This is a genomic window from Nonomuraea sp. NPDC049607 (genome assembly GCF_040675375.1).
In the GTDB taxonomy this organism is placed as follows: domain Bacteria; phylum Actinomycetota; class Actinomycetes; order Streptosporangiales; family Streptosporangiaceae; genus Nonomuraea.
This window is the reverse complement of the sequence record NZ_JBFAOV010000002.1, coordinates 171,485-191,661: the sequence shown is the minus strand read 5'-3', so window position 1 is coordinate 191,661 and position 20,177 is coordinate 171,485. Positions and strand designations below refer to the sequence as shown.

Here is a 20,177-nt window from a genome sequence, read left to right as displayed (position 1 = left end):
CCCCGGACGCCACTCCGGCACCCTTGCCCCGCCCACCCGTTACCCCTGGGTACCGGGTGGGCGCACGGAACCCCACCCCGGACGGCGCCTTCAGCGCCTCTGGTTCGCCCACCGCTTGCCTGGTTACCGGGTGGGCGTGCGGGACCCACCCCCGGAGGGCGCCTTTGGGCCGCCCGTTGGCCGGCTGCCGGGTGGGCGCGTAAGACCTCACCTCGAACGGCGCTTCCCGGTTACCCGACGCGAGCCTCAGGAGCGCCGCCGCGAACGGCCCTCTGGCCCCTCAGGTGCTCCGGCCGTCGTTCGAGCCCTCCCGTCGTCATGCTTCCCCGGCCGACCACCACCCGCGGTAGCGCCTGCATCCAGCTCGCAGCCCCGGACGACCGCTCCTCTTGAAGGACGGTCACGCTACGCGCTCGCCATGTGACAATAAGTGTCATGCCGTCCCCCCGACATGACGCTCTCAGACAGATGTTCGCCGATCGGCCTCAAGTGGCGGTGGAGATCCTGCGTGACCTCATGGGCGTCGACCTACCCTCCACCTCGCTGGTCCGGCAGGAGGACCGCCTGTTCAACACCAGGCCCTCCGACGACATCGAACCAGACCTCGGCATCGTGCTCGGCCCTCCCCAGAGCCCCGCGCACGCCATCATCGTGGAGATCCAGCAGGACAAGTCCAAAGACCCCCGGCAACTGGCCCGTTACGCCGCCGCGCAGTGGCTGATGCTGCGCTGCGACGTGACAGTCCTGGTCGTCTGTCCCGACCGGAGAGCCGCCGCCTACTACTCCCAGCCGATCGACACCGGGCTCACCGGCTACCGCCTCCAGGCGTACGTGCTGGGCCCCGACGACGTACCGGCCATCACCGACCCGCAAGAGGCCGCCGCCCACCTGGAACTCGCGGTCATGTCCGTCATGATCCACGGACGTGAGCGGAAGGTCATCGAGGCGTTCGCGACGGCGCTGGTGGCGACCGGCGGCGATCACGCTCCGAAGTACAGTGAATACGCTTGCAGCATGTCCGCACCCGAGGTCAAAGACATCTTGGAGGAGATCATGGCGTCCACCGAATGGCCGCTCCACAGCCGTTTCGCCCACCAACACTTCGGCCGGGGGCACGCAGTGGGCCACGCAGCGGGCCACACAGCGGGCAGTCACGAGACCGCACGGAGAATCGTGCTGTACCTGCTGGACGCGCGTGGAATCGATGTCCCCCAGGACGTCCGCGTGCGCATCGATGCCTGTACGGACGTCGACCTGCTCATGCACTGGACTGTTCGCGCGAGCAGTGTTCAGTCCGCCCGTGACCTGTTCGACGATTCGGACGGCTGACGCCCTTGGCAGCGGGTGCCCAGGTACACCCGCTCCAGGTTCTGATCGATCCACCTGCTGGTTCAGCGGCAGATCTCTGACTGCGTCCGGGATGACGGATTGCCAGGGCGTGGCGCCATGCCGGACATCCCGGAGGTGGGCTGAGAACACGTGATCAGCTGCCGGTTCGACCCCGCTCGCGGGGATTCGGCGTTTGAGAGGAGAGCATGACGTCCATCAATTGGCCGGTCTACCGCCCTTCCGTTCGCGAAGCGTGGAACCAGCGCTCCAGGACGGGGCTCCAGGCGCCCGACTGGTTGCTCGGCCTGCTGGCCTTCATGGCGGGCTACGAGGAGGGGTGCGGCGAGAACTACAAGGAGGAGTACAGGCTTCATGCCCGGCTGGCGGGCATGAAGTGTGTGCTCAAGTGTCTGTTGGCCGAGCGTGGGGTCGAGGTGCCTGACGACGTCCGTGAGCGGATCGACGCCTGCGCCGAGGTCGACCACCTCGTGGCCTGGACCGTGCGCGCGAACGCCGGACGATCTCTCCAGGAGGTCTTCTCCTGACGAGCGGGATCACGGCCGGGCGGCGGGTGGCGTGATCCGGTAGAGCCCGTCGCGGGAGCCGGAAGCCGGGACGGCCAGCACGAGGGCGGTCGCCGGGAACAGTGGGGACGGCAACCGGTCCAAGGCGAACCACTGCCATGAGCGGAAGACGTGCGGCTCGGTCACCTGCGGAGCGTCGGCGCCCCGCAGCATGGTGACCGCCGCCGTCACCCGTACGGCTCCCTCCGGGTGGTCCAGGGCCACGGCGGTGACGACCGGCGGGCCGGCGTCGCGGATGCCGGTCTCCTCGGCCAGTTCGCGGACGGCCGCCGTCTCGAAGGTCTCGCCCGGTTCCACCGCCCCGCCGGGCAGGCACCACGACAGGGGCTCGCCCGCCTTCACCCGCTCACCGAGCAGCACGCGCCCGTCCGGGTCTGTGAGCAGCACACCCACGCCTACGATGCGATTCACCGTCAAACCGACTCCTCCCGCAAAGAGCTGTAATGCTGCCAAAAATCCGGACATGGGGTGAGTGTTGTTGACACTCACGTAAGGAGACCGGATGGGAGCCGATCCCGAGAGCCGGTTCGAGGAGATCTATGCGTCCTCCTACAGACCCCTGCTCGGCTACGCGTTACGCCGATGTCCCGACCCCGACGACGCGGCCGACGTCGTGGCCGAGACGTTCGTGATCGCGTGGCGGCGCATCGAGGAGGTGCCGCGCGGGGAGGAGGCCAGGCTCTGGCTGTACGGCGTGGCCAGGAAGGTGCTGGCCAACCACCGGCGGGGTGAGCGCCGCCACGAGCGGCGTACCGAGGCGTTGCGCGCGGAACTGGCCGCCGCGCCCGTGGTCGCCGGGCCGTCCGCCGAGGACCTGTCGCCGCTGGCCCGGGCGTTCCGCCTGCTCTCCGACGACGACCGCGAACTGCTCACCCTGGTCGGCTGGGAGAAGCTGGACACCGGCCAGATCGCAACGACATTGGGCATAACGCGCAACGCCGTGCGGGTCCGGCTCTATCGAGCCCGCCGGCGCTTCGCCCGCCGTTTGACCGAGGCCGGGTTCGAGCACCCGCACGCCGTGGCCCTGGAAGGGAGCTCATTGTGAACATCGCCGATCTAGCCCGCGTGGGCGACGAGGAGCTCGCGGGGGAGCCCGTGGGACAGGCGTCCGGCGCGGGGGCGCGGGCGCTCATGCGGTCGATCATGTCGGAGGAGCGCGTGCCCGAGGAGCGCGTGCCCGTCCGGAGGGCGCGCCGCCGGGCGCTGCGCAGGACGTTCGTGCTGGGGGCCGTGGCCGCCGGGCTGGCCGCCGTGCTCGCCGTCACGCTGCCGGTCGCCGGCCCGGCCACCGAGTACGCCAACGCCGCCGTCACCCTCAAGACCGGTGACGACTTCATCGACGTCGCCATCACCGACCCCGAGGCCGACTCGGCCGCCTTCACCGAGGCGTTCAAGGCCGTCGGCCTGGACGCGCAGGTACGCAAGATCCCGGTCGCCTCTCAGTACGCGGGCATGCTGTTCGGCCCCGCCACCCCCGGGAGCTTCCCGCCGGGCACCGGCGTGATCGTCACAAAAGCCGAGACCTGCGCGTCGGTCTGGTGCGGCACGGTCTCCATGCCCACCGGCTACAAGGGCAGGATCGTCTTCGGGATCGGCCGTCCGGCCGCGCCGGGCGAGCGGTACGCCGTCATTGCCCCGCCGGGAGTCCCGGAACCGGTTCCGGACGGGCTGGAGGTACGCGGCAAGAGCGTCGGGGAGATACGGGCCGAGCTGGCGCGGCGGGGGCTGAAGATCGAGTACGTGGTGATGTGGATGAAGGCCGACGGCACCGGCAGGGGGTACGGCGTCGACGCCCAGTACGTCAAGGACGACTGGACGGCCGACAGAGTGATGCTGATCGCGTCGGACACCGTCCAGCTGAACGTGAAGGCGGGACCCGAGGTCCCCCGGGACTCCCTGCCCAGGTCGCGGCCCGCTCCGATGCCGAGCCCCTGGTGGATCGAGAACGAGTGACCCGTCGCTGAGCGGCCCGACGTCGTGGCGCTTCCGCTAACCGGCCCGGTCCGACGACTCCGTGGCCGCCCAGGTGAAAATGCCCTTTGCCATCAGTGACTGTTCACCGGCCGCCCGGGCGGCGAAAACCTGGGCCCTGACCCGGTGCACACCCGCATCGTCAGGAGCCGCCAGGGCGGCCATTTCCGCGAGATGTCCGGCGAGCCGTTCGTCCCCCTCGGAAAGGGCCTTGGCCGCCGCGTCGGCGAGCGCTTGCGCCCCGCCCGCAAGTTCCGCCACGGATTTGGCCAGAACCGCGTCGGGAGCCGGTTTGAGATTGGCCGGATTGCCGTCGTACCAGCCGCCGTAAAGGCGCCAGAGATTGCGTACGACGAATTCCGGCTCGTCATAACGCGCCCGCAGATAAGGACGGTCGGAATAATGCTCGGACGGCTTCACCGCATGCACGATCTCGTCGAGCCGGGCGCCCGCGTTGAGCAGGTCGAGCGTCTGCGTGATGATCGACTCCAGCCATTCGGCCGTCTCCAGCAACGCCCGCCGCACCCGGTCGGCGCCGAAGATCGGGGCGCCGTGGCTGGGCAGCATGATCTCGGCGTCGAGGGCCGCCATCAGGCGCAGCGCGTGCACCCACTCGCGCGGGTATCGCTGCACCTTCTGGGGGTTGCCGCAGTTGGGCGTCACCCAGATGAACAGGTCGCCGGGCAGCAGCAGCCGGTGTTCGCGCACGTAGCCGATGGTGGCGTCGTCGGTCTCGCCCTTGGCGTGCAGCAGGTCGAAGGTCAGCCCGCCGCGCCGTACGGTCAGCGCGTCGGTGTAGGTGACGTCGGGCCGCCGGTAGTCGGTGGGCCAGCGGAGGCGGGTGTTCTGGAACTGCCGCTGGTTGATCACCGTGTTGTAACCATTTGTCAGCACGTACCGGTCGAACCGATCGACCACCGCCTGATGCGCGTAGACGGTGGCCCGAGGGCCCGACTCCTCGAACGGCCCGGTGCCGAAGACGTGATCCACATGCCCGTGGGAGTAGAACGCGGTGGTCAGCGGCGCCCGGGACCAGCGGCGTACGTCCTCGTGCAGGCGGGCGGCGGCCCATGGTCCGCCGGTGTCGAAGAGCAGCAGCTCGCCCTCGGTCTCGAAGGCGATCGCGTTGCCGAACCCGGACCACCAGCCGACACCCTCCGTCACGGTCTGGACGCCCTTGCCCTCCATGCCGGTGTCCACGATGCTGTCGTCAGACTCGCCGCGCCACACGCGGTCCGCGTACTCGATAATCATGTGACCAACCTTGCTTTTAGAACGTCGTTCTAGGCAAGGGATCACGGCAAGGTCACGTCTCGATTGCGCCCTCTTGACGCGTGTCGGCGGGCGTTCGTACGTTCGGGCAAACGTTTAGGAAACTTTCCTAACTGAATCCTCTTCGGGAGCCCCCATGACCCACCCGGGCGAGATCACTCGGCGTCAGCTGCTCCGCCGTATCGGCATGACCGCGCTCGTGGCCGGGCCCGGCGCGAGCCTGCTGAGCGCCTGCGCGACCAGCGGCGGTGGCGGCGACCAGCCCACGGCGGCGCCCTCCACGTCGATCGCGGCGTCGGCGGACCCCAAGAACCCCTTCGGCGTCGACGTCAAGAAGCCGCTCGAAGTGGTCATCTTCAGCGGCGGCTACGGCGACTCCTACGCCAAGGACCTGCACGAGGAGCTGTACAAGACGGCCCACGCCGGCGTCACGATCAAGCACACCGCCACCCAGCAGATCGGCACCCAGCTCCGGCCGCGCATCGTCGGCAACGACATGCCCGACGTGATCAACAACTCCGGCCCCGAGGCGCTCGACCTGGCCGCGCTGGCCACCGAGGGCCATCTGGCCGACCTGACCCCGCTCTACGACGCGCCCTCCTTCGACGACCCGTCCAAGAAGGTCCGCGACACGATCACGCCGCTCGTGCTGCAGAACGGCAAGCTCGATGGCAAGGACCTGGTGCTCAACTACACCGTGTCCCACCGGGCGCTGTGGTACAACGCCAAGCTGTTCGCCGCCAAGGGCTGGAGCGTGCCGAAGACCTGGGCCGAGTTCACGGCGCTCGGCGAGGCGGCCAAGAAGGAGGGCATCGCGCTCTTCGCCTACCCCGGCAAGAAGGGCCCGTACTACCAGCTCTGGAACGTCCTGTACACGGCCGCCAAGATCGGTGGCAACCAGGTCATCATCGACATCGACAACCTCGTCGACAACGCCTGGACGAGCGAGGCGGTCAAGCAGGCGGTCACCGCGTGGCTGGACATCCAGCAGAAGTACGGCGACAAGGCGTACCTGGGCCTCGACCACACCCAGACCCAGGTCAAGCAGCTTCAGAACAAGGTGCTGTTCTACCCGTGCGGCTCCTGGCTGGAGAACGAGATGACCAAGGACATCCCGCTCGACTTCGAGTACGCCCTGGCCCCCATCCCCGACGTCACCGCCTCCGACAAGATGCCGTACGGCGCGATCCAGGTCGGCGTGGGCGAGAACTTCGTCGTCGCGGCGAAGGGCAAGAACCCGCAGGGCGGCCTGGAGTACCTGCGGATCATGTTGTCGAAGGAGGGCGCGGCGGGCTTCACCAAGAAGACCAGCAACCTCACGGTGGTGACCGGCGCCGCCGACAGCTCCGAGTTCCCGCCCGGCCTGGTCAGCGCCTCCAAGGCGCAGGACGCGGCCGGCGAGAACATCATCACCGACGCCCGCTTCGAGGGCTGGTACAAGGAGCTGTTCGACTACGGCTGGGAGCAGACCAACGTCCTAATGTCCGGCCGCATCACCCCTGACGAATTCTGCTCGCGCATGCAGAAGAAGGCCGACGACGTCAAGAAGGACGACTCCATCACCAAGCAGACGCGGAGCGCCTGAGCACATGGAGCGGTTGCGCAAGTACGGATTCGTCATCGGGTTCCTGGCCGTCCCGGTCACGCTTTACACGGTCTTCGTGATCAGCCCATATGTTCAGGCGTTCCAGCTCTCCCTGACGAGCTGGAACGGCGTCAGCTCGGTCGTCCGATTCGTGGGGCTGGACAATTTCGGCCGGTTGTTCGACGACGACAATTTCTGGCAGGCCCTGCGCAATCACGGAATTCTCCTGCTGGTGCTGCCGCTCCTGACGATCGTCATCGCGCTGTTCCTGTCGTTCCTGCTGAATCTCGGCGGCGGCACCCGCGGCGCGGGAATGCGCGGGGTCTGGGGGTCGAATTTCTACCGGGTGGTGTTCTTCTTCCCCCAGGTTCTCGCCGTGGCCGTGGTCGGCGTGCTGTTCCAGGCCATCTACCGTCCCGACGAGGACGGCGTGATCAACGGCACGCTGGCCAGGCTCGGGCTCTCCGAGCCGATCGGCTGGCTCACCGAGCCGGGCCTGGCGCTCTGGTCGATCATCGCGGTGATGGTCTGGCAGGCGGTCGGCTTCTACGTGGTGCTGTTCTCCGCGGGCATGGCCGCCATCCCTAAGGACTACTTCGAGGCCGCCTCCATCGACGGCGCCGGCCGGATGCGGCTGTTCTTCTCCATCACGCTGCCGCTGCTGCGCGACACCCTCCAGGTCGGCTGGATCTACCTGGGGATCGCCGCCTTCGACGGCTTCGCGCTGATCCAGGTGCTGGCGGGCGACCGGGGCGAGCCGGACGGGGCCACCACCATCCTGCCCATCACCATCTACAAGACCGCCTTCGACTACCACAAGGTCGGCTACGCCTCGGCGATGGGCGTCGTGCTGTTCTTCCTGACAGTGACGTTCGCCGTGCTGACGCTCCGTACGACCAGGCGTGAAAGGGTTGAGCTCTGATGGCTTCGCGTGGAGCGGGCAGGCCGCGGCCCGGCGTGCTGAGCGGGCTCTCGCACGTGGCCCTGGCCGTCTGGGCCCTGCTGATCATCCTGCCGCTGCTGTGGACGTTCCTGGCCTCGTTCAAGACCAACACCGAGATCTTCGGCGACCCGCTCCAGCTCCCCGGGGCGCTGCGGCTGGACGCCTGGGGGCGGGCCTGGGACAAGGCACACGTCGGGCAGTACATGCTCAACACGGTCATCGTCGTGTTCTTCGGCACGGCGGGCACGATGTTGTTCGGCTCGATGGCGGCGTACGTGCTGGGCCGCTACAGCTTCGTCGGCGGCAAGCTGATCTACTACTACTTCGTCGCCGGGCTCGCCTTCCCCATCTTCCTGGCGCTCGGGCCGCTGTTCTTCGTCGTCAAGCAGTTCGGGCTGCTCGACTCGCACATCGGCCTGATCATCGTCTACATCGCGTACTCGCTGCCCTTCACGATCTTCTTCCTGGCCGCGTTCTTCCGCACGCTGCCCGAGGCGGTCGCCGAGGCGGCCCTGATCGACGGCGCCTCGCACACCCGGACGTTCTTCCAGATCATGGTCCCGATGGCCAAGCCTGGCCTGGTCAGCATCACGATCTTCAACGTCCTGGGGCAGTGGAACCAGTACCTGCTGCCGCTGGCGCTCATGGGCGGCGCGCCGGAGAAGTGGCCGCTCACGCTCGGCATCGCCAGGATCTCCACCAGGGCCGGCTACGAGGCGGACTGGCCGGGCCTGTTCGCCGCGCTGAGCATGACCATCCTGCCGGTGATGGTCATCTACATCATCTTCCAGCGGCAGATCCAGTCCGGGTTGAGCTCGGGCGCGCTGAAGTGAGATTCGCCGAACACGCAGCGTAGTCGTATGGCTACTCGTTAGAGTGAGGGGCCTTCGTCAGCACATCCGGGGGTCCCTCATGCGCGTTCCCGCACTTCTGCTCGTCCTGCTCACGACGGCCGCCTGTGCGGGGCCACCGGCGCCGCTGCAGGAGGTCGCGAAACCGAGCCCGTCGGGGCTGCCGGAACTGAGCGGCGGCGGTGAGTTCACCTCGGGTGACACCGCGGCGATCGCCTACGACCGCCGCCTGGCTCCCGAGGGCGCGCAGGCCAGCCTCACGGCCGAGTCCAGCGGCGGCACGACCCGCACCTCGCTGGTCGTGGAGGGCTTCCTGCCCCGCCACCACTACGGCGCCCACCTGCACACCGCGCCCTGCGGCACCGACCCCGACGACGCCGGCGGCCACTACCAGCACAACCCCGGCCACGCCGACCCGGCCAGCGAGATCTGGCTCGACGTCACCACCGACGGGTCGGGTGCGGGCCGCTCGACGGCCCGTCACTCCTGGAGTCTCGACCCCGCCGCCCTGCCGAAGTCGCTGGTCATCCACGCCCGGCCCACCACGAAGAGCGGCGCCCACGCGGGCGAGGCGGGCCCTCGGGTGGCCTGCCTGACACTGCACTAGCCGAAAGGCGTGCATAATTACACAATTACATATTGTGGAGGTCCCGCGTTGACTAGCCGCCGATGGCAGCCGCCCCGCTTACGGTTGTTCGAGCAGGTGCACCGCCGGGCCACCTGGCTGGAGCTACTCTACGACCTCGTCTTCGTCGTGGCGGTCGCCGAGCTGGCCGACGTGCTCGCCGGCGGCGCCGACGCCGGCCGCGTCCTCACCTTCGTCGGCCTGTTCGTGCCGGTCTGGTGGTCCTGGGCGGGTTACGTCTTCTATGCCAACCGGTTCGACACCGACGACGTCAGCCATCGCCTGCTCGCTCTGCCGCAGATCCTCGCGGTGGCCACGATGGCGGCCAGCGTCAGCGACATCGAGCAGCGCTCGGCCCTGTTCGCGCTCTCCTACGCGGCGGCCCGGATCCTGCTCGTCGTCGCCTACCTCAGGGCCGGCCGGCACGTGCCCGAGGCCCGGCCGCTCACCGTGCGGTACGCGGCCGGGTTCACCGTCGCCGCGGTCATCTGGCTGGCCTCCCTCGCCGTCGATCCGCCGCAGCGGTACGCGATGTGGGCCGTGGCGCTGGTGATCGACCTGGCGACCCCGCTGCTCAGCCGGGGCCACCAGAGCAAGCTGCCGCCGCAGAGCGAGCACCTGCCGGAGCGGTTCGGGCTGTTCGTCGTGATCGTGCTCGGCGAGGTGGTCGCGGCCGTGGTCACCGGGCTCAAGGGGCACGACGTCACCCCGTCCGTGCTGCTGATCGCCCTGGCCGGGGTGGCCATCGCGATGGCCTTCTGGTGGTTGTACTTCGACCACGTCGATGAGTCCGTCGTGCTGCGCACCAAGCTGGCCGGGCAGGTGTGGGTGTACTCGCACCTGCCGCTCTCGATGGGCCTGGTGGCGTTCGGCATCGGGATCGAGCACGCGCTCATGCACCCGTCGGGGACGAGCTGGGCCGTCGGGGTGCCGGCCGCCGTGGTCTTCGCCGTGCTCGGCCTCCAGCACCTGTGCTCGGCCGACCGCCGGGCGGGCGTCGTCCGGCTGGCCGCCGCCGTGCTCACGCTCGCCTCCTCCGCGCTGCCCGTCGCGGCGGCGCTCCCGCTCGTCCTGCTGTTCGGCGCCGCCCAGGTGGGTTACGACCTGCTGCGCCCCTCCCCGGAAGGCACATCGTGACCCAGGAAGTGTTCGACCGCCAGCTCGCCGCCATCGCCGACGGCGACCTGGAGGCCCTGCTCGCCCAGTACCACGACGAGGCGGTGGTCGTCCGGTTCGACCGCGCGGCCAGGGGCGCCGCCGAGATCCGCGAGCTGTTCACCGCCTACCTGGCGGCCGGGCCGCGGGTGGAGGAGATCATGTCGCTCCGGATCGAGGGGGACGTGATCTTCTACAACGCGGTCATGACCGTCGGCGGGAACCGGGTCACGACGTTCGGGACGCTGGTCGTCAGGGACGGCAGGATCTGGCGCCAGACCGCCGCCGCCCTGCCGCTCACCTGATCGCCGCCTCCATCGGCCGCCAGGGCGCGGAGTCGAAGATCAGCATGATGGACCGGATCCGCCCGTCCGGGCCGAGGGTGAAGTGCTCGGCGGTGCGCTGGGTGCCGACCGGCGTGGCGGTGTGCAGGTCGTAGACGAGGGTCGCCGCCGAGTCGCCGTACAGCTCGCTGATCAGGTCGACGCCGGTCACCACGCTCATCAGGGCCTCGATGCCGGCCAGGTGGCCGGTGGGGTCGGTCGAGGAGACGAACGGGCTCCTGAAGGAGAACTCCTCGCCGATCAGCGCCGCCGCGGCCGGCACGTCGGCGCGGAGCCTGGCCTCGTGGTAGGCCCTGACCACCTCGCGGGTGCCGGTCATCGCCCCTCCAGGTGCGCCGAGAGTCGCTGCTGGTTGTCGGCCAGGCGCAGGCACAGGTGTCGCAGCGTGGTCAGGTCGGCGGCCGTGAACCCCTGGAACATCGCCCGCATCGCCATCTGCGACGGCGTGCGGAACGCCTCGATCCACACCCGGCCCTCGTCGGTGATCATGGCCAGCACCGAGCGCCGGTCGCGGCTGTCCTGGACCCGCCGCGCCAGGCCGTCGCGTTCCAGGGTGTCCACCAGGCCGGTGACGTTGCGCGAGCTGACCCCGGCGGCCTGGGCCAGGTCGCCGATGCTGATGCCGCCTCCGGCTCCTGCCGCGCTGAGGCGCAGCAGGACGTCCATCGCGCCGGAGCTGAGCCCGCGCCCCTCGCTGCCGTGCGCGCGCATGCGCTCCACGGCCTGGTACGCCGTCCGCACGGCGGCGGCCGCCTCGAACGGCGCGGTGTCGCCGCCGCCGACGAACTCACTCATGGCCGCCCTGGCCCGCGGGTCGAAGAGGGAGCCGTCCGGCTCCTGGTCAAATTTATGTACGTCCTTCACAATGAATGTCTACCAGAAAACGCGAAGGCCCGTGCGCGACGCACGGGCCTTCGGGGAGGACGGTCAGGACTGGGCGTGCTCGGCCGGGATCGTGCCGAGGCGGCCCGCCTGGAAGTCCTCGAACGCCTGGACCAGCTCGGCGCGGGTGTTCATGACGAACGGGCCGTGGTGCGCCACGGGCTCGCCGATCGGCTCGCCGCCCAGGACGATCACGTCGAGCGTGTCCTTGGCCTCGATCGTGATGGTCTCGCCCAGGGTGGTCCGGCCCGGCCGGTTGCCGAAGCCGTCGAAGACCGCGAGCTGCCCGCCGTGCAGCGGACGCCGCTCGGCGCCGACCGTGCCGCGGCCGGAGAGGGCGTAGACCAGGGCGTTGTAGTCCTTGCGCCACGGCAGGCTCAGCCGCGCGCCCGGGGTGATGGTGGCGTGCAGCAGCGTGATCGGCGTCTGCGTGCTGCCGGGGCCGGTGTTGCCGGCCAGCTCGCCCGCGATCAGCCGGACCAGCGCGCCGCCGTCGTGGCTGCTCAGCAGCGCGACGCTGGAACGCCCGATGTCCTGGTACTTCGGCGCGATCATCTTCTTGGCGCCCGGCAGGTTGACCCAGAGCTGGATGCCGTGGAACAGGCCGCCCTTCTGGACCAGCCACTCCGGCGGCGCCTCCTTGTGCAGGATTCCGGACGCGGCCGTCATCCACTGGGTGTCGCCGTTGGTGATCGTGCCGCCGCCGCCGTTGGAGTCGAGGTGCTCCATGACGCCGTCGATCATGTACGTGACGGTCTCGAAGCCGCGGTGCGGATGCCAGGGCGTGCCCTTGGGCTCGCCGGCCGCGTAGTCGACCTCGCCCATCTGGTCCATCATGACGAACGGGTCGAGGTATTCGAGCTTGATCGCCGCAAGGGCGCGGCGCACGGGGAAGCCCTCACCCTCGAACCCGCTGGGCGCGGTCTCGACGGCGAGCACCTTCCGCTCCGGCACTCCCGCCACGGGCGCGGGCACGCGGGGGAGGGTGAGCGGGTTCTCAACGGTTACGGCGGGCATGTCGCGCTCCTTCCAGCGGGATCTGCCCCATGCAACCAAGTTTAGTTTTCAACTATTCCGTGGGGCTACGGGATGCGGGACATCATCCGCTCCATGCCGTTGATCCAGTTGTCGCGCAACGCCTGGGCGGCCTTGGCCGGCTCGTCGGCCTGCAGGAACTCGGCGATCCGGCGGTGCTCGGCGGCCTCGCGCTCCAGGGGCGCGTCGTCGCCGGCGATCAGGTGGGCGTAGCGGCGCATGCCGGCCTTGACGCTGGTGATGAGGTCGAGCAGGCGCTCGTTGCGGCAGCCGCTCAGCAGCAGGTCGTGCCACTCGTCGTCGTGACGTTCGATGATCTGCTGCTCGGCCACGTTGTCGGGGAAGTCCTGGGCCAGCTTCAGCAGGTCGGGGGCGATCGAGCGCAGGTGGGCCGGGTCGGAGCAGTCGAGGGCCAGCGACTCCAGGGCGGCCACGATCTCGCACAGCTCGCGGAACTCGCGCCGGCTCACCGGGGCGAACCGGAACCCGCGCCCCTGGGTGCTCTCCAGCACGCCCTCGCCCGCCAGGGTGATCAGTGCCTCGCGCAGAGGGGTACGGCTGACGCCCAGGTCGGCGGCGAGGGAGGCCTCGTTGATGTCGGTCCCGGCGGCGAAGTCACCTCGATCGAGGCGGCTCAGCAGTTCTTCCCTGATCTGCTCGCGCAACGGTCGCCGCTCGATCGGCATGGGGGACTCCCTCTCGTTCAGGTCAACCGAATCTTAACCCTTGACGTGATGCAAAATACTGCACTATGAATTCGGCATACAAAATATTACATTGCATGATCGAGGAGTTCGAGTGGGGCTGACCCGGATACCGGGGCTGCTGTTCGGCGGGGACTACAACCCGGAGCAGTGGCCGGAGGAGGTGTGGGCCGAGGACGTGCGGCTCATGGCCGAGGCCGGGGTCAACATGGCGACCGTCGCGGTGTTCTCCTGGTCGCGCCTGGAGCCCGCGCGGGGGGCGTACGACTTCGCGTGGCTCGACCGGGTGCTGGACCTGTTGCACGAGCACGGCGTCGCCGCCGACCTGGCCACCGCGACCGCGACGCCGCCGCCGTGGCTGGTGCGCGAGCACCCCGAGATGATGCCGGTCAACGCCGACGGTGTGCGGCTGGAGTTCGGCTCCCGGCAGGGCTACTGCCCGAGCTCGCCGGTCTACCGCGAGCACGCCGTACGGATGGCCACCGCGATGGCCGAGCGTTACGGCGACCACCCGGCGCTGGCCATGTGGCACATCGGCAACGAGTACGCCGACCACACGCTGGAGTGCTTCTGCCCCGAGTCCGCCGCCCACTTCCGCCGTTGGCTGGAAGACCGGTACGGCACCGTCGACGCCCTCAACGCCGCCTGGGGCACCTCCTGCTGGGGCCAGCACTACACCAGCTTCGACCAGGTCGAGCCGCCCAGGACGGCGCCCGGCCCGGTCAACCCCGCCCAGCTCCTCGACTGGCGGCGCTTCTGCAGCGACGCGCTCCTGGAGCTGTTCCTGGCCGAGAAGGCGGCGCTGCGCGCGATCACACCGAGCGTCCCGGTCACCACGAACTTCATGAGCATCCTGCACGGCCTCGACTACTGGAAGTGGGCCGAGGCCGAGGACCTCGTGAGCGACGACGCCTACCCCGACCCCGCCGATCCCGGCTCGCACGTGCAGGTGGCGCTCAGCTACGACCTCATGCGCTCGCTGCGGCAGGGGCCCTGGCTGCTGCTGGAGTCCGCGCCGTCCGCGGTGTCCTGGCGCGAGGTGAACGTCCCCAAGCCGCCGGGCATGATGCGCCTGCACAGCCTTCAGGCGCTCGCACACGGCTCCGACGGCGTGATGTTCTTCCAGTGGCGGCAGGCCAAGTACGGCCCCGAGAAGTTCCACTCGGCGATGCTGCCGCACGGCGGGACGCGGACCCGCGGCTGGCACGAGACCCTGGCGCTCGGCGAGGACCTGCGGCGCCTGTCGGAGGTCGCGGGAGGCGAGACCCGCGCCCAGGTGGCGCTGCTGCTCGACTGGTCGAGCTGGTGGGGCCTGGAGGCGCCCGAGTCCATGCCGTCCAACCGGCTCAAGCTCAAGGAGCTGCTGCTCGCCTGGTACGCCCCGCTGCACGCCAGGGGCATCGCCGTCGACCTCGCGCCGCCCGGCCGGGACCTGTCGTCGTACGACCTGGTCATCGCCCCGAACCTCTACATGTGCACCGCCGAGCAGGCCAAGGCGCTGGAGGCGTACGAGGGCAGGCTCGTCGTGGGCCCGTTCAGCGGCGTGGTGGACGAGAGCGACCAGGTGCACACCGGCGGCGCCCCCGGCCCGCTGGCCGACCTGCTCGGCATCGCCGTGGAGGAGTTCTGGCCGCTCGCCGACGGGGACGTCCAGCGGACCGGTCTGGGCGACGCCCGCACCTGGGCCGAGTGGATCAGGCTGGAGGGCGCCGAGCCCGTCGCCCTGTTCGAGGGCGGCGACCTGGACGGCCTGCCCGCCGTCACCCGCAAGGGCGCGGTCACCTACGTCGGCTGCCTGCTCGACGACGTGACGCCGGTGCTGGAGCCGCTGCTGGACGGCATCGAGCGCATCGACGTGCCGCAGGGCGTGGAGGCCGTCAGGAGGGGCGGCCACCTGTTCCTCCTCAACCACACCACCGCCCCGCAGCCGGTCACGCTCCCGCATCCGGGGACGGACCTGCTCACCGGGGCCGAACTGCGGGGCGGCATCGAGCTGGCCCCTCGCGACGCCGTCGTGCTCAGGATCGAAGGAGAGAAGTGACGCACCCGTACATACCCAACGCCGAGCCGCGCGTGCGAGCCGAGATGCTCGCGGCGGTCGGCGCGTCGAGCGTCGAGGAGTTCTACGCCGACATCCCCGCGGAGCTGCGGCTGGACCGGCCGCTCGACCTCCCGGCGCCGTTCACCGCCGAGCGTGACCTGGTGCGCCACATGAAGGGCCTGTTCGCCCGGACCGTCGACACCGAGGAGGCGCTCAGCTTCCTCGGCCACGGCTGCTACCCGCACCACGTGCCCGCCGTCTGCGACGAGGTCAACTCCAGGAGCGAGTTCCTGACCGCGTACGCGGGCGAGCCGTACGAGGACCACGGCCGCTTCCAGGCCCTGTTCGAGTACGTCAGCATGATGGGCGAGCTGCTGGAGATGGACGTCGTCAACGTCCCCACCTACGACGGCTTCCAGGCGTCCGGCACCGCGCTGCGCATGGCCTGCCGCTACACCAAGCGGTCGAAGGTGCTGGTCACCGGGGCGATCGGCGCCGACAAGCTGAGCAAGCTGCGTGACTTCCTGGCCCCCGACATCACCATCGAGCTGGCCCCCGTGGCCGAGGACGGGCAGATCGGCGAGGTCGCGCTCAACGACTCCTACGCCGCGATCTACCTGGAGACCCCGAACGTCTACGGCGTCGTCGAGACCCGCGGCCGGGAGCTGGCCGACCTCGCGCACGCCGCCGGCGCGCTGCTGGTCGTCAGCGCCGACCCCATCTCCCTGGGCGTGCTGGCCCCGCCCGCCTCCTACGGCGCCGACATCGTCTGCGGCGACATCCAGTCGCTCGGCATCCACCAGAACTACGGCGGCGGCCACGCCGGCTACATCGCCACCCAGGACCACGAGCCGCTGGTCGCCGAGTTCCCCTCGCGCCTGTTCGGCATCGCGCCGACGAAGGTCCCCGGCGAGTACGGCTTCGGCGACGTCTTCTACGACCGCACCTCCTTCGCCCTGCGCGAAGAGGGCAAGGAATGGGTGGGCACCGCCGCCGCGCTGTGGGGCATCACGGCCGGGGTCTACCTCGCGCTGATGGGCCCGCAGGGCATGAAGGAGCTCGGCGAGACCGTCCTGGCCCGCACCCGGTACGCCATGGACGCCCTGGCCCGGTCGGTCACCGTCCGGCACGGGGGCTCGGTGCACTTCCGCGAGTTCGCGATCGAGGTGCCCGACTCCGCGGCGCTGCTCGCCGGGCTGCGCGAGCGCGGCATCTACGGCGGCGTGCCGCTGGACGAGCGCACGGTGCTCGTCTGCGTGACCGAACGCCACACCATCGAGGACATCGACCGGCTCGCGGCAGCCGTACAGGAGGTTGTGCAGGCATGAGCGGGCACGGAGCCGAGTCCTTCGCGGAGCTGCCGGTGGCGCCCAAGCCGCCGCTGCGCCGCTTCCACCAGGCACGCTGGGACGAGCCGATCATCTTCGAGCTGTCCAGCCCCGGCCGCCGCGGCATAGCCGTGCCCGAGCCGGGTGCGCCGAAGGTCGAGCTGCCCGAGGGCGTCGGTCGGGTCACCCCGCCGAAGCTGCCCGAGATGTCGCAGCCGCACGTGGTGCGGCACTACCTGCGGCTGTCGCAGGAGAACCTGGGCGTCGACCTCAACATCGACATCGGCCAGGGCACCTGCACGATGAAGTACAGCCCGAAGGTCAACGACCAGTTCGCCAACGCGATCGCCGAGCTGCACCCGCTGCAGCACGAGGACACCGTGCAGGGCGTGCTGGAGATCTACTGGCGGCTGGAGCGCATGCTGGCCGAGATCTCCGGGATGTCACGCGTGTCCCTCCAGCCCGGTTCGGGCTCGGCGGCCATCTACGCCAACATCGCCATGATCAGGGCCTACCACGCCGCCCGCGGCGAGAGCCACCGGGACCAGGTCATCACCACGATGTTCTCGCACCCCTCGAACGCGGCCTGCGCCAAGGTCGCCGGGTACGAGGTCATCACCCTCATGCCGGACGCCAACGGCCTGCCCGACCTGGAGGCGCTGCGCGCCGCCGTCGGCCCGCGCACGGCCGCCCTGATGATCACCAACCCCGAGGACACCGGCATCTACAACTCCAGGATCAAGGAGTTCGTGGACCTGGTGCACGAGGTCGGCGGCCTGGCCTGCTACGACCAGGCCAACGCCAACGGCATCCTCGGCATCACCCGGGCCCGCGACGCCGGGTTCGACCTGTGCCACTTCAACCTGCACAAGACGTTCTCCACGCCGCATGCCTGCGGCGGCCCGGCGGCCGGCGCCTGCGGCGTCTCGCCGGAGCTGGAGCCGTTCCTGCCCGGGCCCGTGGTCTCCTTCGACGGCGACGCGTACGGGCTGGAGACGCCCGCGCAGACCGTCGGCAAGATCCGGCCGTTCCTCGGCGTCACCCCGAACATCGTGCGCGCCTACGCCTGGATCATGACCCTGGGCGCGAAGGGGCTGCGCGAGGTGGCCGAGACGGCGGCGCTGAACAACAACTACCTGATGCACAAGGTGTTGCAGATCCCCGGGGCCTCGGCGCCGTGGAACCAGCGCCGGATCGAGCAGGTCCGCTACTCCTGGCAGGAGCTGTCGGAGGAGACGGGGGTGCACTCGGAGGAGATCGGCGTGCGCGCCGCCGACTTCGGCGTCCACTACTGGACCAGCCACCACCCTTACCTGGTGCCGGAGCCGTTCACGCTGGAGCCGACGGAGTCGTACTCGCGGGAGGACCTGGACGAGTACGCGGCGATCCTGGAGCACGTCGCCTCGGAGGCGCGGCGGGACCCGGAGTTCGTCAAGGGCGCGCCCTACAACCAGACGATCCACAAGATCGACCCGACGCCGCTCGACGACCCCAAGCAGTGGGCGCCGACCTGGCGCGCGTACGTGCGCAAGCACCTGGCCGCGGGCGGCTGAGCCATGGCGTCCGGAGGGAACGGCGTGATCGGGCTGGTCGTCAACCCGGTCGCCGGGCTGGGCGGGTCCGTGGGGCTCAAGGGCAGCGACGGCGCCGACGTGCAGCGCGCGGCCCTGGCCAAGGGCGCCGAGCCCAAGGCCGGGCGGCGGGCCGCGCAGGCCGTCGCCACGCTGCTGGCCCGCCGTCCCGGGGTCCGGCTGGTGACCGTGGCGGGGGCGATGGGCGAGGACAGCGCCCGCGCCGCCGCGGTCCCGTACGAGCTGGTGCCCTCCGGCGTCGGGGACACAACCGCTGACGCGACCACCGCGGCCGACACGCGGGCGGCCGTCGCCGCGCTGGCGGACGTGGACCTGCTGCTGTTCGCCGGCGGCGACGGCACGGCCCGCGACGTGCTCGACGCCGCGCGGGAGCTGGGCGGCCAGGCGCCGCCCGTGTTGGGCATACCGGCCGGGGTCAAGGTGTATTCGGGCTGCTTCGCGCTCAGCCCGGCCACCGCCGGGTTCGTGGCGGCCGACTTCCTGGCCCGGCCGGAGACCGTCGAGGCCGAAGTGGTGGACCTGGACGAGGAGCGCTACCGCCGGGGGCTCGTCAGCCCCCGGCTCTACGGTAGCCTGCGCGTCCCGGCAGGTCGCGCGGCCCTGTCGGGGCGCAAGGCGGGCTCTTCGGACGCGGCTCCGGCCACGGTCGAGGGCATCGCCCGCGCGGTCGCGGCCCGGCTGCGGCCGGGGGCGCGCTACGTGCTCGGCCCCGGCGCCACCACGGCGGCCGTGGGCAGGGAGCTCGGGCTCGCCACCACGCTGCTCGGCGTGGACGTGGTCGAGGCCCGCGCGGACGGCGGCGCCGACCTGGTGGCCGCCGACGTGACCGAAGGGGAGCTGTTCGAGCTGGTACGCGGCCGGGAATCGGTCATCGTGCTGTCGGTGATCGGCGGCCAGGGCTTCGTGCTCGGCCGCGGCAACCAGCAGGTCTCGCCCCGGGTGCTCGACGAGGTGCTCGGGGGCGGCGGTGGCGACCGGCTGGTCGTGCTGGCCACGCAGCAGAAGCTGGCCGGGCTCGGGGGGCGGCCGCTGCTGGCCGACAGCGGGGACCAGGAACTGGACCGGAAGCTGGCCGGGCACGTACGGGTGGTCACCGGATACCGCGAAAGCACGATTTATCGCATTTGTGCGGCAAGTGAGGAGTTCTACGGATGAACAGGCTCGATGGCAAGGTCGCGATCGTCACCGGCGGTGCCTCCGGCATCGGCCGGGCGACGGCGGTGCTCTTCGCCGAGGCGGGCGCCCAGGTCGTCGTCGCCGACATCGACGGCGCGGGGGCCGAGGAGACGGCCAAGGCGATCACGCAGGCGGGGGCGTCCGCGGTCGCCGTCCAGGGGGACGTGTCCGCGGAGGAGGACTGCCGGCGCATCGCCCGCACGGCCGTGGACACCTACGGCGGCCTGCACGTGCTGTTCAACAACGCGGGCATCATCCGCCGCACCACCGCGCTCGACCTCGACGTGGACGAGTGGGACCGCGTGATGGCGGTCAACGTGCGCTCGGTGTTCCTGATGTGCAAGCACGCGATCCCGCTCATGACCGAGGGCGGCTCGATCGTCAACACCGGCTCCGGCTGGGGGCTCAAGGGCGGTGGGAACGCGATCTCCTACTGCGCCTCCAAGGCGGCCGTCGTCAACATGACCAGGGCGCTGGCGATCGACCACGCCAAGGCCGGGATCCGGGTGAACTCCGTCAACCCCGGCGACACGAACACCCCGATGCTGCGGGACGAGGCCCGCCAGCTCAACGAGGACTGGGCCGCCTTCGAGGCCGACGCCGCCGACCGGCCGATGGGCCGCTCGGGCAGCCCCGAGGAGATCGCCCAGGCCGTCCTCTTCCTGGCGAGCGACGCCGCCAGTTACGTCACCGGATCCGCTCTCGTCGTCGACGGCGGCGGGCTCGCGTAGCCCCCAACAGCACCACCCCCTGAAGGAGC

The 20,177-nt window shown here is 70.2% G+C and carries 21 protein-coding genes; 15 read left to right on the top strand and 6 right to left on the bottom strand.

The features are described 5' to 3' along the window. Window positions 1–468: 468 nt before the first annotated feature. Window positions 469–1,329, top strand: a complete 861-nt coding sequence (locus tag AB0J97_RS05100; RefSeq protein WP_364084668.1) for a hypothetical protein — start codon at window positions 469–471, stop codon at window positions 1,327–1,329. Window positions 1,330–1,535: 206 nt separating this feature from the next. Next, the gene (locus tag AB0J97_RS05095) at window positions 1,536–1,874 is read left to right on the top strand and encodes a hypothetical protein (RefSeq protein WP_364084665.1); all 339 of its coding nucleotides are present in this window, start codon (window positions 1,536–1,538) and stop codon (window positions 1,872–1,874) included. Between the two features lie 9 nt (window positions 1,875–1,883). Here the strand turns inward: AB0J97_RS05095 and AB0J97_RS05090 are convergent, their stop codons facing one another. Continuing rightward, window positions 1,884–2,324 carry an NUDIX domain-containing protein gene (locus AB0J97_RS05090; RefSeq protein WP_364084662.1) on the bottom strand — a complete coding sequence of 147 codons (441 nt, stop codon included), beginning with the start codon at window positions 2,322–2,324 and terminating at the stop codon, window positions 1,884–1,886. A gap of 91 nt (window positions 2,325–2,415) precedes the next feature. Between AB0J97_RS05090 and AB0J97_RS05085 the strand changes: the two genes are divergently transcribed. Together AB0J97_RS05085 and AB0J97_RS05080 are read left to right on the top strand one after the other, a co-directional pair. Continuing rightward, window positions 2,416–2,958, top strand: a complete 543-nt coding sequence (locus AB0J97_RS05085; protein ID WP_364084659.1) for a sigma-70 family RNA polymerase sigma factor — start codon at window positions 2,416–2,418, stop codon at window positions 2,956–2,958. Beyond that, a complete protein-coding gene (locus AB0J97_RS05080) occupies window positions 2,955–3,866 on the top strand; it encodes a hypothetical protein (protein ID WP_364084656.1) in 912 nt (303 codons plus the stop codon). The genes AB0J97_RS05085 and AB0J97_RS05080 overlap by 4 nt, the downstream gene beginning before the upstream one ends. Window positions 3,867–3,902: 36 nt before the next feature. On the opposite strand, the gene AB0J97_RS05075 is transcribed toward AB0J97_RS05080, so the two are convergent. After that, a complete protein-coding gene (locus AB0J97_RS05075) occupies window positions 3,903–5,138 on the bottom strand; it encodes an alkyl sulfatase dimerization domain-containing protein (protein WP_364084653.1) in 1,236 nt (411 codons plus the stop codon). Window positions 5,139–5,292: 154 nt separating this feature from the next. Between AB0J97_RS05075 and ngcE the strand changes: the two genes are divergently transcribed. The 6 genes from ngcE to AB0J97_RS05045 all read left to right on the top strand — a co-directional run bounded on the left by ngcE (window position 5,293) and on the right by AB0J97_RS05045 (window position 10,620). Continuing rightward, a complete protein-coding gene (ngcE, locus tag AB0J97_RS05070) occupies window positions 5,293–6,741 on the top strand; it encodes an N-acetylglucosamine/diacetylchitobiose ABC transporter substrate-binding protein (protein ID WP_364084650.1) in 1,449 nt (482 codons plus the stop codon). 4 nt (window positions 6,742–6,745) lie between these two features. After that, window positions 6,746–7,663 carry a sugar ABC transporter permease gene (locus tag AB0J97_RS05065; RefSeq protein WP_357699177.1) on the top strand — a complete coding sequence of 306 codons (918 nt, stop codon included), beginning with the start codon at window positions 6,746–6,748 and terminating at the stop codon, window positions 7,661–7,663. Then, window positions 7,663–8,517, top strand: coding sequence for a carbohydrate ABC transporter permease (locus AB0J97_RS05060; protein WP_357699179.1), 855 nt, complete (start codon window positions 7,663–7,665; stop codon window positions 8,515–8,517). The genes AB0J97_RS05065 and AB0J97_RS05060 overlap by 1 nt, the downstream gene beginning before the upstream one ends. 79 nt (window positions 8,518–8,596) lie before the next feature. After that, on the top strand, window positions 8,597–9,142 hold the full coding sequence (locus AB0J97_RS05055) for a superoxide dismutase family protein (protein ID WP_364084646.1): 546 nt from the start codon (window positions 8,597–8,599) through the stop codon (window positions 9,140–9,142). Between the two features lie 48 nt (window positions 9,143–9,190). Further along, window positions 9,191–10,297, top strand: coding sequence for a low temperature requirement protein A (locus tag AB0J97_RS05050; RefSeq protein ID WP_357699182.1), 1,107 nt, complete (start codon window positions 9,191–9,193; stop codon window positions 10,295–10,297). Then, a complete protein-coding gene (locus AB0J97_RS05045; protein WP_364084643.1) occupies window positions 10,294–10,620 on the top strand; it encodes a nuclear transport factor 2 family protein in 327 nt (108 codons plus the stop codon). Before AB0J97_RS05050 ends, AB0J97_RS05045 begins: the two co-directional genes overlap by 4 nt. On the opposite strand, the gene AB0J97_RS05040 is transcribed toward AB0J97_RS05045, so the two are convergent. The 4 genes from AB0J97_RS05040 to AB0J97_RS05025 all read right to left on the bottom strand — a co-directional run bounded on the left by AB0J97_RS05040 (window position 10,613) and on the right by AB0J97_RS05025 (window position 13,262). Next, the gene (locus tag AB0J97_RS05040) at window positions 10,613–10,978 is read right to left on the bottom strand and encodes a hypothetical protein (protein ID WP_357699186.1); all 366 of its coding nucleotides are present in this window, start codon (window positions 10,976–10,978) and stop codon (window positions 10,613–10,615) included. The genes AB0J97_RS05045 and AB0J97_RS05040 overlap by 8 nt on opposite strands. Further along, window positions 10,975–11,523, bottom strand: coding sequence for a MarR family transcriptional regulator (locus tag AB0J97_RS05035; RefSeq protein ID WP_364084640.1), 549 nt, complete (start codon window positions 11,521–11,523; stop codon window positions 10,975–10,977). Before AB0J97_RS05035 ends, AB0J97_RS05040 begins: the two co-directional genes overlap by 4 nt. A 63-nt stretch (window positions 11,524–11,586) precedes the next feature. Next, a complete protein-coding gene (locus tag AB0J97_RS05030; protein WP_357699190.1) occupies window positions 11,587–12,558 on the bottom strand; it encodes a pirin family protein in 972 nt (323 codons plus the stop codon). A gap of 65 nt (window positions 12,559–12,623) precedes the next feature. Next, the gene (locus AB0J97_RS05025; protein WP_357699192.1) at window positions 12,624–13,262 is read right to left on the bottom strand and encodes a GntR family transcriptional regulator; all 639 of its coding nucleotides are present in this window, start codon (window positions 13,260–13,262) and stop codon (window positions 12,624–12,626) included. Window positions 13,263–13,374: 112 nt separating this feature from the next. On the opposite strand from AB0J97_RS05025, the gene AB0J97_RS05020 reads away from it, so the two are divergent. From AB0J97_RS05020 to AB0J97_RS05000, 5 genes are read left to right on the top strand one after another with little or no spacing between them, the layout of a single operon-like run. Further along, window positions 13,375–15,321, top strand: coding sequence for a beta-galactosidase (locus AB0J97_RS05020; protein WP_364084636.1), 1,947 nt, complete (start codon window positions 13,375–13,377; stop codon window positions 15,319–15,321). Next, complete coding sequence (gene gcvPA / locus AB0J97_RS05015; RefSeq protein ID WP_364084633.1) at window positions 15,318–16,649, top strand: aminomethyl-transferring glycine dehydrogenase subunit GcvPA; 1,332 nt, start codon at window positions 15,318–15,320, stop codon at window positions 16,647–16,649. The genes AB0J97_RS05020 and gcvPA overlap by 4 nt, the downstream gene beginning before the upstream one ends. Further along, on the top strand, window positions 16,646–18,202 hold the full coding sequence (gene gcvPB, locus AB0J97_RS05010; RefSeq protein ID WP_364084630.1) for an aminomethyl-transferring glycine dehydrogenase subunit GcvPB: 1,557 nt from the start codon (window positions 16,646–16,648) through the stop codon (window positions 18,200–18,202). Before gcvPA ends, gcvPB begins: the two co-directional genes overlap by 4 nt. Before the next feature lie 3 nt (window positions 18,203–18,205). Then, window positions 18,206–19,396 (top strand): NAD(+)/NADH kinase, encoded by a 1,191-nt coding sequence (locus tag AB0J97_RS05005; RefSeq protein ID WP_364084627.1) that lies wholly within the window; start codon window positions 18,206–18,208, stop codon window positions 19,394–19,396. Further along, the gene (locus AB0J97_RS05000; protein WP_357699202.1) at window positions 19,393–20,148 is read left to right on the top strand and encodes an SDR family NAD(P)-dependent oxidoreductase; all 756 of its coding nucleotides are present in this window, start codon (window positions 19,393–19,395) and stop codon (window positions 20,146–20,148) included. Before AB0J97_RS05005 ends, AB0J97_RS05000 begins: the two co-directional genes overlap by 4 nt. The last annotated feature ends 29 nt before the right edge of the window (window positions 20,149–20,177 follow it).

What these genes read in the sequence shown, in the direction of transcription:
- AB0J97_RS05100 (WP_364084668.1), top strand. Translation starts at nt 469, where the DNA reads ATGTTCGCCGATCGGCCTCAAGTGGCGGTGGAGATCCTGCGTGACCTC.
- AB0J97_RS05095 (WP_364084665.1), top strand. Translation starts at nt 1,536, where the DNA reads ATGACGTCCATCAATTGGCCGGTCTACCGCCCTTCCGTTCGCGAAGCG.
- AB0J97_RS05085 (WP_364084659.1), top strand. Translation starts at nt 2,416, where the DNA reads ATGGGAGCCGATCCCGAGAGCCGGTTCGAGGAGATCTATGCGTCCTCC.
- AB0J97_RS05075 (WP_364084653.1), bottom strand. Translation starts at nt 5,138, where the DNA reads ATGATTATCGAGTACGCGGACCGCGTGTGGCGCGGCGAGTCTGACGAC.
- ngcE (WP_364084650.1), top strand. Translation starts at nt 5,293, where the DNA reads ATGACCCACCCGGGCGAGATCACTCGGCGTCAGCTGCTCCGCCGTATC.
- AB0J97_RS05065 (WP_357699177.1), top strand. Translation starts at nt 6,746, where the DNA reads ATGGAGCGGTTGCGCAAGTACGGATTCGTCATCGGGTTCCTGGCCGTC.
- AB0J97_RS05060 (WP_357699179.1), top strand. Translation starts at nt 7,663, where the DNA reads ATGGCTTCGCGTGGAGCGGGCAGGCCGCGGCCCGGCGTGCTGAGCGGG.
- AB0J97_RS05055 (WP_364084646.1), top strand. Translation starts at nt 8,597, where the DNA reads ATGCGCGTTCCCGCACTTCTGCTCGTCCTGCTCACGACGGCCGCCTGT.
- AB0J97_RS05040 (WP_357699186.1), bottom strand. Translation starts at nt 10,978, where the DNA reads ATGACCGGCACCCGCGAGGTGGTCAGGGCCTACCACGAGGCCAGGCTC.
- AB0J97_RS05030 (WP_357699190.1), bottom strand. Translation starts at nt 12,558, where the DNA reads ATGCCCGCCGTAACCGTTGAGAACCCGCTCACCCTCCCCCGCGTGCCC.
- AB0J97_RS05025 (WP_357699192.1), bottom strand. Translation starts at nt 13,262, where the DNA reads ATGCCGATCGAGCGGCGACCGTTGCGCGAGCAGATCAGGGAAGAACTG.
- gcvPB (WP_364084630.1), top strand. Translation starts at nt 16,646, where the DNA reads ATGAGCGGGCACGGAGCCGAGTCCTTCGCGGAGCTGCCGGTGGCGCCC.
- AB0J97_RS05005 (WP_364084627.1), top strand. Translation starts at nt 18,206, where the DNA reads ATGGCGTCCGGAGGGAACGGCGTGATCGGGCTGGTCGTCAACCCGGTC.
- AB0J97_RS05000 (WP_357699202.1), top strand. Translation starts at nt 19,393, where the DNA reads ATGAACAGGCTCGATGGCAAGGTCGCGATCGTCACCGGCGGTGCCTCC.